We start from the raw sequence: 13,555 nt of genomic DNA on the forward strand, positions 1-13,555 counted from the left end.
CTCCTGGCCTTCAAGGCTGGCCTGATAATAGTTTTTTCAGGGATGATATTCCGTTAAGACCCAACAGCAAAGCGTGTTTTCGGTTTCGCGGGCCAAGTGTCGCCAATTGGCCCCGCCCGAGGCATTGAATCCAGCGCTGCGCTCGGGCAAGAGGTGAGCAGAACAATGGGGGCAGGCGTGATCGAGCTGGACAATATCAGCTATACCTACGGCGGCGGCGAATTGCTGAGCGATGTTTCGCTGCAGTTGCAGCCGGGTTCGTTCCACTTTCTGACCGGCCCATCTGGTGCGGGCAAAACCACATTGCTGAAACTCTGCTATGGCGCGTTGCTGCCAACCTCGGGCAAGTTGATGGCCTTTGGCGAAGATATCGCCAGCATGGACCGTGACCAGATGGCGCTGCTGCGCCGTCGGATCGGCGTGGTGCATCAGGATTGCCGCTTTCTGGATCACATGACGCTGGCCGAAAATGTTGCGCTGCCGCTGATGGTCTCTGGGCGCTCTGAGAATGGGCAGCAAGACGACCTGACCGAGCTGCTGAGCTGGGTCGGACTTGGAAGCAGACTCGAAGCACACCCGCCCGAATTGTCGGGTGGGGAACGCCAGCGTGCCGCCTTGGCCCGCGCGGTCATTTTGTCGCCTGACGTGGTGCTTGCGGATGAGCCCACCGGCAACGTGGATTGGGAGATGTCTCAACGTCTGCTGCGCCTGCTGATCGAACTGAACCGGATGGGTAAAACCGTGCTGATCGCCACCCATGACCTAAGCCTGATCCGCGCCGCGAAAAGCCAGGTTCAGGCCCGTGTTCTGCGCATCGCGCAGCGCCGGGTGCAACTTGCGGGGGCGGATCTATGAGCAAGGGCATGATCCGAAATTTGCTGCGCCGCGACACTCGCGCTGATCGCGTTGTGCCACCTACTGGTTTCACTGCTCAGCTGACCCTGTTTGTCTCGGGCGCGATGGCATTTCTCGCAGTATTTGCACTGGCCCTGTCGCTGGCCTCGGGCCGTGTGGCGGATCGCTGGGCCTCGGAACTGGCAGGGGCTGCGACATTGCGGATCAATGCCCCTGCGGATCAACGTGCGGCGCAAACCGAGGCAGCTTTGAACGTTCTCCAACAGACGCCGGGGGTCGCTTCGGCCCGCGCGTTGACGAGCGAAGAACAGGCCACACTGCTGTCGCCCTGGTTCGGACCGGACTTGCCTCTGGACACATTGCCAATCCCGCAGCTGATCGAGATTATCGAAGGGGAGCCCGGCCTGGATGCGGCTGGTCTGCGCCTGAGATTGGGGGCAGAAGTGCCGGGCGCGGTGCTGGATGATCACACCCGCTGGCGCGAGCCATTGGTTGATGCGGCCAATTCACTGCGGCGTCTGGGCTGGATTTCGATCCTGCTGATTGGTGGCGCTACTGCCGCTATGATCACCCTAGCCGCCAACGCCTCACTTGCCGCCAATGCGCAGATTATCGAGGTACTGCGTCAGGTCGGCGCGCGGGATCGGTTCATCGCCAGAGCTTTTGTGCGGCGCTTTACCTTCCGCGCGCTTTTCGGGGCGGCGGTTGGAACCCTGTTAGGTATGTCTGGTGTTTTACTGCTACCCGAGGCCTCGGACACTGGTGGATTTCTTACAGGGCTTGGGTTTCAAGGGATTGGATGGCTACTGCCGGTGCTGATACCAGTGTTGGGTGCCGCCGTTGCATTTCTGGCCACATGGTCGGCAGCACAGCGCAAGTTAAAGGAGCTTTCGTGATGTTCATGGCCATTCAATGGGTCCGGTCGCTGATCTTCATGATCACTATCTACGCCTGGATGCTGGTCCTCGGGATCATCTTTGCCCCCTATGCGTTGTTTGCCAAAAGTGGCGCTTTGCGCGCCTGTAAGACCTATGCGCGGACGACCAAATGGTTGGCCCGCTGGATGGTTGGTATTCGTTGTGAAGTGCGCGGAGAGGTGCCTCATGGTGAGGTTGTGATCGGCGCCAAGCACCAGTCGTTTCTGGACATCATCATAATCTTCGACGCCATCCCGCACGGCAAATTCATCATGAAGCGCGAGCTTTTGTGGACGCCGGTCATTGGCATGTATGCGCGCCGTCTGGGCTGTATCCCGGTCAATCGCGGCAAACGAGGGGCGGCGGTGGCCAAGATGGTCAAAGATGTTGCGCGCGAGTTCAGCGAACCCGGACAGTTGGTGATCTACCCGCAGGGAACGCGCGTCGCGCCGGGTGTGCACAAGCCCTACAAGGTCGGAACGGCGGTTCTGTATGAAGGCCTCGGGTTCCCGTGCGTGCCCGTTGCCACCAATGCGGGCGTCTTCTGGCCCAGAACCGGTGTCATGCGCAAGCCGGGCAACGCGATTGTCGATTTCCTTAATCCAATCGAGCCCGGCGTCGCACGAAATGACTTTCTTGAGCGGCTGGAAAACGTGATCGAGACTCGGTCGAACGAATTGATGCAGGAAGTGGGATTTGATCCGGATGGAGTTCATTAAGGACATCGCTACGCTCGAGGTGCTCTACGGGACGCCCGGTGCGCCATCTATACGCAAGGTGGCGCGGCAACTTACTCCGCTCTATCGCAAGTGGATCATGGCCTCGCGCCTGTGCATTCTTAGCACCGTCGGCCCCGAAGGTGTCGATGGCAGTCCGCGCGGAGACGACGGATCAGTCGTATTGGAACTGAATCCGGGCACTTTGGCCCTGCCGGATTGGCGAGGAAACAACCGTCTGGATTCACTGCGAAACATCGTTCAGGATCCCCGAGTGTCGCTGATGTTTTTGGTGCCCGGCTCGAACAACGTGGTTCGGGTAAATGGGAATGCTCAGTTGACCGATGACGACGACCTGTGTGCCCGTTTCGAGAAAAACGGAAAGCGCCCTGCGACCGTGATTTTGATTGAGGTATCCGAGATCTACACCCAATGCGCCCGCGCCCTGATCCGAGCCGGAACCTGGAGCGGTCGTGATGAAACTGATGGCCTCCCGAGTGTTGGCGAGATTCTATCTGAAATGACATCGGGTGAAGAGGGCGGCGCGCAATATGATCAGGAATGGGGTGCCCGCGCCGCAAAGACTATGTGGTAGCAGCTTTCCCGCATAGTAACTTCAAAGCGCGGCGGCTCCCATTCTGGCCACTTTGCCGATCCAACGTTCAACGCTTCCAGGATTTGGATAGCTTGCACTGGCAAAATAGGTAAAGCGGGTAGGCTTGAACCCAACAAAGCCCAGAACCTGGTCGCGAAGCTGCCGCAACAGCGCCTGCCGATAGATCAAACGCATGAACCAGCCCGGCGTATCTGACGTCAGGATCACCCTTGCGGTGCGTCCGCTCAGCATCGGTGCTGGCAATCCGATCTTTGTTGTGTTCCGCGTATCGAACGTCCGTCCTGGGATGAATGTCCGGTCGATCAGGCCCTTCAGCTTGGCTGGCAGACCGCCCCACCACATCGGTGTCGTCAGGACCAGGTGATCGCTCCACTCGATGTCCTGCAATACCTGTTCAAGCACGGGCTCAAGCGGTTTGAAATCTTCATAATTTCCCTGACCAAAGTCGTGATCGAACTGCAGATCACTCAGATGCACCATGCGAACCTCGTGACCTTTGGCAATGGCTGCGTCTGCGTAGGTTTGTGCAAAGGTGCGCGACAGGCTGCTTTCGGCAGGGTGCCCATTGAGGACGAGTATCTTCTTAGCTGGCATTGCGAATCTCCTAAAATTGACCATGGTCACTTTGTAAGTGTAAAAAATGACCGTGGTCAACAATAAATTTGACCACGGTCAAAAAATATGCAAGCAAGCACTATGCAGAGACCAATTCAAAAACGAACTCTTAAAACCCGAGCACGCCTGATCTCAGCCGCCGAGGACGTGATTCAGAAGAGCGGGTACGAAGCTCTGCGCGTGGAAGAGGTGGTTCAGGCTGCAGGCGTGGCCAAGGGAACATTCTTTGCGCATTTTCGCGACAAGGATGCACTGATGGAAATCCTTCTGGCGGAAAAACTGAATGCCTGCCTTGATCAGGCAGAGGCCGAAAAGCCCCCAAAATCAGTGCCACAGATCATCGCGGCCCTAGAACCCGTACACAGTTTCATGACGGTTGAGCGCTATGTATTCGACCTGCTCATAAGGTATTCTGGCGCTACCGCAATCGCCGAAATTGGCCCAATCGCCTATTTCTTTGAACGATACTTCCGTGTCGTGATGATGTGGCTCGAAGATGCGAATATTCGCCAGGACGTTCCTTCGGAGCTTTTGGCCGAAGGAGTGCAGGCATTTGCAATTCAGACCATGTCGCTAAAGTTCTGTGCGCTGCATGCCTCAACAAGCTTCAGCGACAGGCTTAAGGTTTATCTTGAGGCGTGGTTGACCCCGGCGAGATAACCACCGGGGTCGTTTATTCAGCTATGAATTGGTCCGTCACCACAGGCGAGCGCTGCCTCGCGCACCGCTTCGGAATAGGTCGGGTGCGCATGGCAGGTCAGGGCCAGATCTTCGGCTGAGGCGCCGAATTCCATGGCGACGCAGACCTCGTGAATTAGGTCTCCGGCCGCGGGGCCGATGATATGTGCGCCCAGAATGCGATCAGTTTCTTTGTCTGCCAGAATCTTGACGAATCCGTCGGCCGCAAAATTCGCCTTGGCCCGGCCATTGCCCATGAACATGAACTTGCCGACCTTGTAGGCGCGGCCCTGTTCCTTGAGTGTCGCTTCGGTCTCACCCACATTGGCCACCTCGGGCCAGGTGTAGATGACACCTGGAATGACGCCATAGTTTACGTGACCGTGATTACCCGCGACCTGTTCGGCTGCAGCCATGCCCTCGTCTTCAGCCTTGTGCGCCAGCATCGGGCCTTCGGTCACGTCGCCGATGGCGTAGATGCCCGGCACGTTGGTCTGCCAATCACTACTAACCTTGATCTGGCCGCGCGGCGTCATCTCAACACCCAGAGCGTCCAGCCCCAGCCCATCCGAGTACGGCTTGCGCCCGGTTGCCACCAGCACGGTATCGGCGTCGATCACATGCTCACTGTCGTCTTTGAGCAGCTTGTAGGTCACCTTGGCCTTGGTCTTGGTCGCCTCGGTCTTTTGCACGGCAGCGCCCATGACGAATTTCAAGCCCTGTTTCTTCAGGATGCGCTGGAAGGTCTTCTGCACCTCCGGGTCCATGCCCGGCGTGATTTCCTTGAGGAATTCGATCACCGTCACCTCGGCGCCCAAACGGCTGTAGACCGAACCCAGCTCAAGCCCGATCACACCGGCACCGATCACAATCATTTTCTTGGGAACTTTGCCTAGAGACAGCGCTCCGGTCGAAGTCACTACGACCTTTTCGTCAACCACGACGCCGGGCAGCGCCGACGGCTCAGAGCCCGACGCGATGATGATGTTCTTGGCCTCATGCACCTCATCGCCAACCTTGACCTTGCCCGCAGCGGGGATCGAGCCCCAACCTTTCAGCCAATCGATCTTGTTCTTCTTGAACAAGAACTCGATGCCCTTGGTGTTGCCATCGATGACTTCATCCTTATAGGCCTGCATCTGCTTCCAATCGACCGAAGGCGATTTCCCCTTCAGACCCATCTTGGCAAAGTTATGTTCAGCTTCGTGCAACTGGTGACTCGCATGCAGCAAAGCTTTCGAGGGGATGCAGCCCACGTTCAGGCATGTCCCGCCCAGCGTCTCGCGCCCTTCGACCACAGCGGTCTTTAGACCCAGTTGAGCGCAGCGAATTGCGCAGACATAGCCGCCGGGTCCGGCGCCGATTACGATGACGTCATAATTTGCCATTACATTCTCCTAAATCGACCGGTCGCCCGGCACTTCCCCAACCCGATTTCGTGGGTCAGAAATATCTTTTGTCAAACGGGTTCCAGCAGCTTGATCGAGATATGCGCAATCCCACCACGCTCGTGATGCATCGCCAGTTCCTCGGACCCGAAAAAGGCACGGGCCTTGTCTAGGTTCACGACCTCGAACATTGCAATCGCATGGTCCTTCTGATCGGGATCACGCCAGACATGCAGGTCGCGGATACCCGCGGCCTTACGCATCGGCATATCCTCGCGGAACACTTTTAGCCAGGCGTCGAAATCGGCCACATCGGCCTGCCAGAGTACATGTGTTGCCATCTTATAGATCCATCAACAGGCGGCGTGGGTCTTCAAGCGCTTCTTTCACGCGAACCAGGAAGGTCACCGCACCCTTGCCGTCAACAATACGGTGGTCATAGGACAGAGCCAGATACATCATCGGGCGGATCTTGATCTCGCCATTGATGACCATCGGGCGGTCCTGAATCTTGTGCATTCCCAGAATACCTGATTGCGGCGGGTTCAGGATCGGTGAAGACATCAACGAGCCATAGACGCCACCGTTCGAGATCGTGAACGTACCGCCCTGCATTTCAGCCATCGAAAGCTTGCCGTCGCGGGCGCGCTTGCCCTTTTCAGCAATGGCTTTCTCGATCGCTGCGAAGGACATGCTGTCGGCGTCGCGGATCACCGGAACCACCAGTCCCTGAGGCGTACCAGCGGCGACGCCCATATGCACAAAGTTCTTGTAGACGATGTCATTGCCGTCGATCTCGGCATTCACTTCGGGCACTTCTTTCAGCGCATGACAGCAGGCCTTGGTGAAGAAGGACATAAAGCCCAGACGCACGCCGTGCTTTTTCTCGAACTGGTCTTTGTATTGATTACGCAGGGCCATCACCTCGGTCATGTCCACCTCGTTATAGGTGGTCAGGATGGCCGCTGTGTTCTGCGCGTCCTTCAGGCGCTTGGCGATGGTCTGGCGCAGACGGGTCATGCGCACGCGCTCTTCGCGGCTTGCATCCTCGGCAGCCACAGGAGCGCGTGGAGCTTGGGCAGCGGGGGCGGGCGCAGCCGCCGTAGGCGCTGGGGCTGTAGCTGCTGCAGCAACTGCCTTTGCCACGTCTTCTTTCATGATACGCCCATCGCGACCGGTGCCGGTGACCAGATCGGCGGTCAGACCGGCTTCGGCCATCGCTTTCTCAGCTGATGGTGCGTTGTCCACGTCTTTACCTGTGCTGGCTGCAGTCGGAGCGGCAGCGGCCGCAACCGGAGCGCTTGCCACACCTGCGGCCGAGCCCGAGATCACCGCCAGCTTGGCAGACGCATCGACCGTGCTGCCTTCGGGCGCAACGATCTCAGCCAGAACGCCTGCCGCCGGGGCCGGAACTTCGACCGAGACCTTGTCGGTTTCCAATTCGCACAGCATCTCATCCTGTGCGACGTTGTCGCCAACCTGTTTGAACCATGTCGAAACGGTTGCCTCGGTCACGGATTCGCCCAGCGTCGGCACCATAACGTCCACGCTGCCACCTGCCGCAGCCGCCGCTGCTGCAGTTGGGGCCGGGGCCGCCGCTGCCGGAGCAGGCGCTGTCCCTTCGCCAGCGGTGATGGTGGCCAGCAATGCATCGACACCCACTGACTCACCTTCGGCAGCGACAATCTCGCCCATCACACCTGCGGTAGGCGAGGGCACTTCGACCGTCACCTTGTCAGTTTCCAGCTCACAAAGCATTTCATCAACTGCAACGGCGTCGCCGGGTTTCTTGAACCATGTCGCAACGGTGGCTTCGGTGACAGACTCGCCCAGCGTGGGAACACGAACTTCAATCGTCATCGTTTACTTTCCTTCAATGCTCAGCGCTTCGTTCACCAGCGCTTCTTGTTGGGCTTTGTGTTGGCTGGCCAGACCCGTTGCAGGCGAGGCCGAGGTTGCGCGACCGGCATAGACCGGACGGGTGTGTTTTGCGCCAATGCGGGTCAGAACCCATTCGATATTGGGTTCGATAAAGGTCCAGGCCCCCTGGTTCTTGGGCTCTTCCTGACACCAGACCATCTCGGCACCTTTGAAACGCTCAAGTTCGTTGATCAGCGAATGCGCAGGGAAGGGATAGTATTGCTCGATTCGCATCAGGTAGATGTCATCGATGCCGCGCGCATCGCGTTCTTCCAGAAGGTCGAAATAGACCTTGCCAGAACACATGACGACGCGTTTGATCTTGTCGTCCGCCACCAGCTTGGTGTCAGAGTTGCCCTTCTGCGCGTCATCCCACAGCACCCGATGGAAGCTGGAGCCTGTGGTGAAGTCATCCGCCGTGCTAACCGCCAGTTTATGACGCAGCAGCGACTTTGGCGTCACCAGGATCAGAGGTTTGCGGAAAGTCCGGTGCAACTGACGGCGCAGGATGTGGAAATAGTTCGCGGGCGTCGTACAGTTCGCCACGATCCAGTTGTCCTGACCGCACATCTGCAGGAACCTTTCCAGGCGCGCGGATGAGTGTTCCGGGCCTTGCCCTTCGAACCCGTGCGGCAGCAACGTGACCAGACCGGACATCCGCAGCCACTTGCTTTCACCCGAGCTGATGAACTGGTCGAACATGATCTGCGCGCCGTTGGCGAAATCACCGAACTGTGCTTCCCAAAGGACCAGAGCGTTAGGCTCGGCCAGAGAATATCCGTATTCGAATCCCAAGACCGCATATTCGCTCAGCATCGAGTCAATCACGTCATAATGAGATTGGCCCTTGCGGATGTTGTTCAGCGGGTAGTAGCGCTCTTCGGTTTCCTGATGGACAAATCCGGAATGGCGTTGGCTGAATGTACCTCGCGTCGCGTCCTGTCCGGCCAGTCGCACTGGGTAGCCCTCGGTCAGCAGCGAGCCAAACGCCAGAGCCTCGCCAGTTGCCCAGTCAAAGCCGGTCCCGTTTTCGAACATCTGTTTCTTGTGTTCCAGCAATCGTCCGACGGTTTTATGCATCGCAAAACCTTCGGGTGCTGTGGTCAGGGCGGCCCCGATCTCGGCCAGCGTTTCCGCTGAGATCGCGGTTTCGCCGCGCATGTATTCTTCTTTGTTCTTGTCCAGATGCGACCAGCGCCCATCAAGCCAGTCGGCTTTGTTGGGCTTATAGTCCCTCCCGGCGTCGAACTCTTCGTTCAGATGGGCCTGAAAGGCGGCCTTCATATCCTCGATCTCGCCTTCGGGGATCAGGCCGTCTTTGACCAGACGTTCCGTGTACAGCGACAGCGTGGTCTTATGCGTCTTGATCTTCTTGTACATGATCGGGTTAGTGAACATCGGCTCATCGCCCTCGTTATGTCCAAACCGGCGATAGCAGAAGATATCCAGCACCACGTCCTTGTGGAACTTCTGACGGAATTCGGTCGCCACCTTGGCCGCATGCACCACCGCCTCGGGGTCGTCGCCGTTCACATGGAAGATCGGAGCCTCAACCATCAGCGCGATATCCGTTGGATAGGGGCTGGAGCGGCTGAAATGCGGCGCGGTGGTAAAGCCGATCTGGTTGTTCACCACGATATGCATCGTGCCACCGGTCTTGTGCCCTTTCAGACCCGACAGGCCGAACCCTTCGGCCACCACACCCTGTCCGGCAAAGGCTGCGTCGCCGTGCAGCAGAATGCCCATCACCTTGGTGCGGTCTTCGTCGTTCAACTGATCCTGCTTGGCACGAACCTTGCCCAGAACCACCGGGTTCACCGCCTCCAGGTGCGAGGGGTTTGCGGTTAGTGACAGGTGAACGCTGTTGCCGTCAAATTCACGATCGCTGGAGGCGCCGAGGTGGTACTTCACATCACCCGAACCGTCCACGTCTTCGGGCTTGAAGCTGCCGCCCTGGAATTCGTTGAAGATGGCGCGATAAGGCTTGCCCATCACATTGGCCAGAATGTTCAGACGGCCCCGGTGCGGCATGCCGATGACGATATCGCTTAGACCCAATGCACCACCGCGCTTGATGATCTGTTCCATCGCGGGGATCAGCGCCTCGCCACCGTCCAGACCGAACCGCTTGGTGCCCATGTACTTGACGTGTAGGAATTTCTCGAAACCCTCGGCCTCGACCATCTTGTTCAGGATCGCCTTGCGGCCTTCCTTGGTAAAGGCGATTTCCTTGCCATAGCCCTCGATTCGTTCCTTCAGCCACGCGGCCTCTTCCGGGTTCGAGATATGCATGTATTGCAGCGCGAATGTGCCACAATAGGTCCGCTTCACGATCTCAACGATCTGCCGCATGGAGGCCATCTGCAGGCCCAGCACGTTGTCGATAAAGATCGGGCGATCCATATCGGCATCGGTGAAACCGTAAGTCTTCGGGTCCAGCTCAGGATGCGTACTTGCGGCGCGCATCCCTAGCGGATCCAGATCAGCGGCAAGATGCCCCCGGATGCGATAGGCCCGGATCAGCATCAGCGCCCGCAGGCTGTCCAGCACCGCGCGCTTGATCTGGTCGTCGCTGACCTCAACCCCCTTGGCCTCGGCCTTGTCTTTGATTTTCTTGCCCGCCGCCTTGGCGTCAATCTCGGCCCACTCTCCGGTCAGCGCCCCGGTTAGATCATCCGCGGGCATCGGAGGCCAATCGCTGCGCGCCCAGGACGGCCCCTCGGCCTCGCGCTGCACATCCGGGGCATCATCGCCCATGGCCTTGAAAAATTCGACCCAGGCGGCGTCGACCGCACCGGGGTTCTTGGTGTACTGGGCATAGAGCTGCTCCAGATATTCGGCATTATGCCCCTGCATGAAGCTGGAGGCATGAAAGGCGGAGTTGGGCGAATGTTCGGTCATGGGGCTACCTCATATGGGTTGGGACCGTATTGATTGGTGCCGGATTCGCTGGGGCGGGTCAGCCACCACAGAACCAGGAGGGGCGACACGATGAGAACCAACAGTGTCGGAATGACGATAAGAAGTGTTGCGCGGGTGAACAGAATGTCCAACGTGCCGCCGTGGAACTGGCTGGCGAGACCGATGCCAAAGATCAGAACCGCAAACGCCCCGAGGATCAGCAGGATGGGCAGCAAAGCATAAAGCCCGCTGCGCCCGGTATCATGCATCCGGCGGAACGCGACGGCCAGATGCGGGAAGAACACGATAAGACCGACGATGCTTTGCACCGGGCCTGTTGAGGTGGCCGTGACGGATTTGGACGTCTCGGTTTCGGTCACTGCAACCTGAGTGAAGAACTGCAAATCGATGATCCCGGCAATGATGCTCCAAATCACGATGAACAGGAAAAAGAACCAGTATTCGGACCGCGAGGCACGCCCCGAGAAAGTGAAGAACTTGGAGAAACAAGTGCGGATGGCTTCGGAGAAGGTCATGGTTGTCATTTCATACATGGCCTACCCCTTATTCCTGGATCGCGCAGTCGTAAATTGACCGGCGACGTTCAAATAGTAGAAGGGATTTGCCAACCGCAGTTTCTGAAACGAGCCGAGCGGAACCTTCGAATTGCGCGCACCAAAATTCGGCTGCTGCTTGCAACTCTTCATCGCCGACACGCATGCTCAAATAGGTAAATGAGATGCGATCGTCGCTCAGTGTTTCTGTCGAGCCGCCGGTTATGCCGGGAATTGCGCGGACGATGAATTGATCCATAGGTACGTCGTTCGATGTCTCAGCGTTGCCTATGCCACTTAGACAGGCGAACATCACAGCGAGACTTGCCTGGCGGACACCGCCGGGCAGCGCCCGACCCGCCCCCCAGGGCGAGCGCTTCTCGCCCACCCTCGGGCCGGGCGCTGCCCTCAGAGCATATACCCGGTCTTTGGTCACTTACCCAATCGCTTCCAGCACAGCCTCGCCCAGCTGCGCCGGGCTTTCGGCCACGACGATCCCGGCCGAGCGCATGGCTTCGATCTTGTCCTCGGCTCCACCCTTGCCGCCAGCGACAATCGCGCCTGCGTGGCCCATGCGGCGGCCCGGAGGGGCCGTGCGGCCTGCGATGAATCCCGCCGTGGGCTTTTTGCGGCCCTTCTTGGCTTCGTCCGCCAGGAACTGCGCGGCCTCTTCCTCGGCAGAGCCGCCGATCTCACCGATCATGATGATCGATTCGGTTTCGTCATCGGCCAGGAACCATTCCAGCACGTCGATATGCTCGGTGCCCTTGATCGGGTCGCCGCCGATGCCCACGCAGGTGGACTGGCCCAGGCCCACATCGGTGGTCTGCTTGACGGCCTCATAGGTCAGGGTGCCCGAACGCGACACAACACCGACCGAGCCGCGCTTGTGAATGTGGCCGGGCATAATACCGATCTTGCAGGCATCCGGCGTGATGACACCGGGGCAGTTCGGCCCGATCAGGCGCGAGTTCGAGCCTTCCAGCGCGCGCTTCACCTTCATCATGTCCAGAACCGGAATGCCTTCGGTGATGCAGACGATCACCTCCATCTCGGCATCAATCGCCTCAAGGATCGAGTCAGCCGCAAACGGCGGCGGAACATAGATCACCGAGGCGTTGGCTTCGGTCACATGCTTGGCCTCGTGGACCGAGTTGAACACGGGCAGGTCAAGATGTGTCATCCCGCCTTTGCCGGGCGTCACGCCGCCTACCATCTTGGTGCCATAAGCAATGGCTTGTTCAGAGTGGAATGTGCCCTGCGAGCCGGTAAAGCCCTGACAGATCACTTTGGTATTTTCGTCGATGAGGACTGCCATCTGGCGTTCTCCTTTGTAGGGCGGGCGTTAGCCCGCCAAAATCTTGGGAAAGGTGGGCTGAAGCCCACCCTACGGGATGACACTCAGCCTTTGACGGCCTTCACGATCTTCTCGGCACCGTCTTTGAGGTTGTCTGCCGCGATCACGTCCAGGCCAGAGGTGTTGATGATCTCTTTGCCCTTTTCGACATTCGTGCCTTCCAGGCGCACGACCAGCGGAACCTGCAGGCCGACCTCTTTGACGGCAGCAACAACGCCCTCGGCGATGACGTCACAGCGCATGATGCCGCCGAAGATGTTGACCAAAATGCCTTTGACCTGTGGGTCGGAGGTGATGATCTTGAACGCCTCGGTCACTTTCTCTTTGGTGGCACCGCCGCCCACGTCGAGGAAGTTGGCGGGCTCGGCCCCATAGAGCTTGATGATATCCATCGTTGCCATCGCCAGACCGGCGCCATTGACCATGCACCCGATCTCACCATCCAGTGCGATGTAGTTCAGGTCGTATTTGGAGGCTTCCAGTTCCTTAGGGTCTTCCTCGGTGGTGTCGCGCAGCTCGGCAATGTCCGGGTGGCGATAAACCGCGTTGCCGTCAAAGCCGACCTTGGCGTCCAGCACTTTCAGATCGCCGCTGTCGGAGACGATCAGCGGGTTGATCTCCAGCATCTCCATGTCTTTCTCGACGAAGGCGGCGTAAAGCTGGCTCATCAGCTTGACGCATTGCTTGACCTGTGCGCCTTGCAGACCCAGCGAAAACGCGATGCGGCGACCGTGGTAAGGCTGATAGCCCGTCGCAGGGTCAACCGAGAAGGACAGGATTTTCTCTGGCGTGGCAGCGGCCACCTCTTCGATGTCCATACCGCCTTCGGTCGAGCAGACGAACGAGATGCGGCTAGTCTGGCGATCCACCAGCAGGGCTAGGTAGAGTTCGCGTTCAATGCCGGACCCGGCCTCGATATAGATGCGGTTGACTTGTTTGCCTGCGGGGCCGGTCTGATGTGTGACCAGCGTGCGGCCTAGCATCTTCTTGGCTTCTTCGGCGGCCTCTTCCACCGACTTGGTCAGACGGACACCGCCC

14 protein-coding genes are annotated in these 13,555 nt (G+C 58.6%); 5 read left to right on the forward strand and 9 right to left on the reverse strand.

The annotated features are described in order from the left end of the window. Positions 1-177: 177 nt before the first annotated feature. From G7G_RS0122135 to G7G_RS0122150, 4 genes are read left to right on the forward strand one after another with little or no spacing between them, the layout of a single operon-like run. Positions 178-855 carry a cell division ATP-binding protein FtsE gene (locus G7G_RS0122135; RefSeq protein ID WP_010443679.1) on the forward strand — a complete coding sequence of 226 codons (678 nt, stop codon included), beginning with the start codon at positions 178-180 and terminating at the stop codon, positions 853-855. Further along, complete coding sequence (locus G7G_RS0122140; RefSeq protein ID WP_010443680.1) at positions 852-1,751, forward strand: cell division protein FtsX; 900 nt, start codon at positions 852-854, stop codon at positions 1,749-1,751. The genes G7G_RS0122135 and G7G_RS0122140 overlap by 4 nt, the downstream gene beginning before the upstream one ends. Beyond that, on the forward strand, positions 1,751-2,491 hold the full coding sequence (locus G7G_RS0122145) for a lysophospholipid acyltransferase family protein (protein ID WP_010443682.1): 741 nt from the start codon (positions 1,751-1,753) through the stop codon (positions 2,489-2,491). Before G7G_RS0122140 ends, G7G_RS0122145 begins: the two co-directional genes overlap by 1 nt. Continuing rightward, positions 2,478-3,083 (forward strand): pyridoxamine 5'-phosphate oxidase family protein, encoded by a 606-nt coding sequence (locus G7G_RS0122150; RefSeq protein ID WP_010443684.1) that lies wholly within the window; start codon positions 2,478-2,480, stop codon positions 3,081-3,083. Before G7G_RS0122145 ends, G7G_RS0122150 begins: the two co-directional genes overlap by 14 nt. 21 nt (positions 3,084-3,104) lie before the next feature. Here G7G_RS0122150 and G7G_RS0122155 read toward each other — a convergent pair whose 3' ends face one another. Further along, entirely contained in the window at positions 3,105-3,698 is a 594-nt protein-coding gene (locus G7G_RS0122155) for an NAD(P)H-dependent oxidoreductase (RefSeq protein WP_010443686.1), read from the reverse strand. 102 nt (positions 3,699-3,800) lie between these two features. On the opposite strand from G7G_RS0122155, the gene G7G_RS0122160 reads away from it, so the two are divergent. Then, on the forward strand, positions 3,801-4,379 hold the full coding sequence (locus tag G7G_RS0122160) for a TetR/AcrR family transcriptional regulator (protein ID WP_010443689.1): 579 nt from the start codon (positions 3,801-3,803) through the stop codon (positions 4,377-4,379). Between the two features lie 17 nt (positions 4,380-4,396). Here the strand turns inward: G7G_RS0122160 and lpdA are convergent, their stop codons facing one another. The 8 genes from lpdA to sucC all read right to left on the reverse strand — a co-directional run. Then, the gene (gene lpdA / locus G7G_RS0122165; RefSeq protein WP_010443690.1) at positions 4,397-5,785 is read right to left on the reverse strand and encodes a dihydrolipoyl dehydrogenase; all 1,389 of its coding nucleotides are present in this window, start codon (positions 5,783-5,785) and stop codon (positions 4,397-4,399) included. Between the two features lie 71 nt (positions 5,786-5,856). Then, positions 5,857-6,126, reverse strand: coding sequence for a hypothetical protein (locus G7G_RS0122170; RefSeq protein WP_010443693.1), 270 nt, complete (start codon positions 6,124-6,126; stop codon positions 5,857-5,859). A 1-nt stretch (position 6,127) separates the two neighbouring features. Continuing rightward, complete coding sequence (gene odhB, locus G7G_RS0122175; RefSeq protein ID WP_010443694.1) at positions 6,128-7,645, reverse strand: 2-oxoglutarate dehydrogenase complex dihydrolipoyllysine-residue succinyltransferase; 1,518 nt, start codon at positions 7,643-7,645, stop codon at positions 6,128-6,130. Between the two features lie 3 nt (positions 7,646-7,648). After that, positions 7,649-10,606 (reverse strand): 2-oxoglutarate dehydrogenase E1 component, encoded by a 2,958-nt coding sequence (locus G7G_RS0122180; RefSeq protein ID WP_010443696.1) that lies wholly within the window; start codon positions 10,604-10,606, stop codon positions 7,649-7,651. Beyond that, entirely contained in the window at positions 10,603-11,160 is a 558-nt protein-coding gene (locus G7G_RS0122185; protein ID WP_010443698.1) for a DUF805 domain-containing protein, read from the reverse strand. The genes G7G_RS0122180 and G7G_RS0122185 overlap by 4 nt, the downstream gene beginning before the upstream one ends. 10 nt (positions 11,161-11,170) lie before the next feature. Next, positions 11,171-11,596: a hypothetical protein gene (locus tag G7G_RS24310; RefSeq protein ID WP_139056639.1), complete on the reverse strand. Its 426-nt coding sequence runs from the start codon at positions 11,594-11,596 to the stop codon at positions 11,171-11,173. Then, complete coding sequence (gene sucD, locus G7G_RS0122195) at positions 11,597-12,478, reverse strand: succinate--CoA ligase subunit alpha (protein WP_010443702.1); 882 nt, start codon at positions 12,476-12,478, stop codon at positions 11,597-11,599. 83 nt (positions 12,479-12,561) lie between these two features. Further along, positions 12,562-13,555: ADP-forming succinate--CoA ligase subunit beta (gene sucC / locus G7G_RS0122200; RefSeq protein WP_010443704.1), on the reverse strand; the 994-nt coding region annotated here is incomplete at its 5' end.

It is taken from the genome of Ruegeria conchae (assembly GCF_000192475.1).
GTDB lineage: Bacteria > Pseudomonadota > Alphaproteobacteria > Rhodobacterales > Rhodobacteraceae > Ruegeria > Ruegeria conchae.

Excerpts from the sequence above, each read along its gene's own strand:
- G7G_RS0122160 (WP_010443689.1), top strand. The coding sequence starts at position 3,801 with ATGCAGAGACCAATTCAAAAACGAACTCTTAAAACCCGAGCACGCCTG.
- G7G_RS0122150 (WP_010443684.1), top strand. The coding sequence starts at position 2,478 with ATGGAGTTCATTAAGGACATCGCTACGCTCGAGGTGCTCTACGGGACG.
- sucD (WP_010443702.1), bottom strand. The coding sequence starts at position 12,478 with ATGGCAGTCCTCATCGACGAAAATACCAAAGTGATCTGTCAGGGCTTT.
- lpdA (WP_010443690.1), bottom strand. The coding sequence starts at position 5,785 with ATGGCAAATTATGACGTCATCGTAATCGGCGCCGGACCCGGCGGCTAT.
- G7G_RS0122155 (WP_010443686.1), bottom strand. The coding sequence starts at position 3,698 with ATGCCAGCTAAGAAGATACTCGTCCTCAATGGGCACCCTGCCGAAAGC.
- G7G_RS0122170 (WP_010443693.1), bottom strand. The coding sequence starts at position 6,126 with ATGGCAACACATGTACTCTGGCAGGCCGATGTGGCCGATTTCGACGCC.
- G7G_RS0122180 (WP_010443696.1), bottom strand. The coding sequence starts at position 10,606 with ATGACCGAACATTCGCCCAACTCCGCCTTTCATGCCTCCAGCTTCATG.
- G7G_RS0122185 (WP_010443698.1), bottom strand. The coding sequence starts at position 11,160 with ATGTATGAAATGACAACCATGACCTTCTCCGAAGCCATCCGCACTTGT.
- G7G_RS0122145 (WP_010443682.1), top strand. The coding sequence starts at position 1,751 with ATGTTCATGGCCATTCAATGGGTCCGGTCGCTGATCTTCATGATCACT.
- G7G_RS0122140 (WP_010443680.1), top strand. The coding sequence starts at position 852 with ATGAGCAAGGGCATGATCCGAAATTTGCTGCGCCGCGACACTCGCGCT.
- odhB (WP_010443694.1), bottom strand. The coding sequence starts at position 7,645 with ATGACGATTGAAGTTCGTGTTCCCACGCTGGGCGAGTCTGTCACCGAA.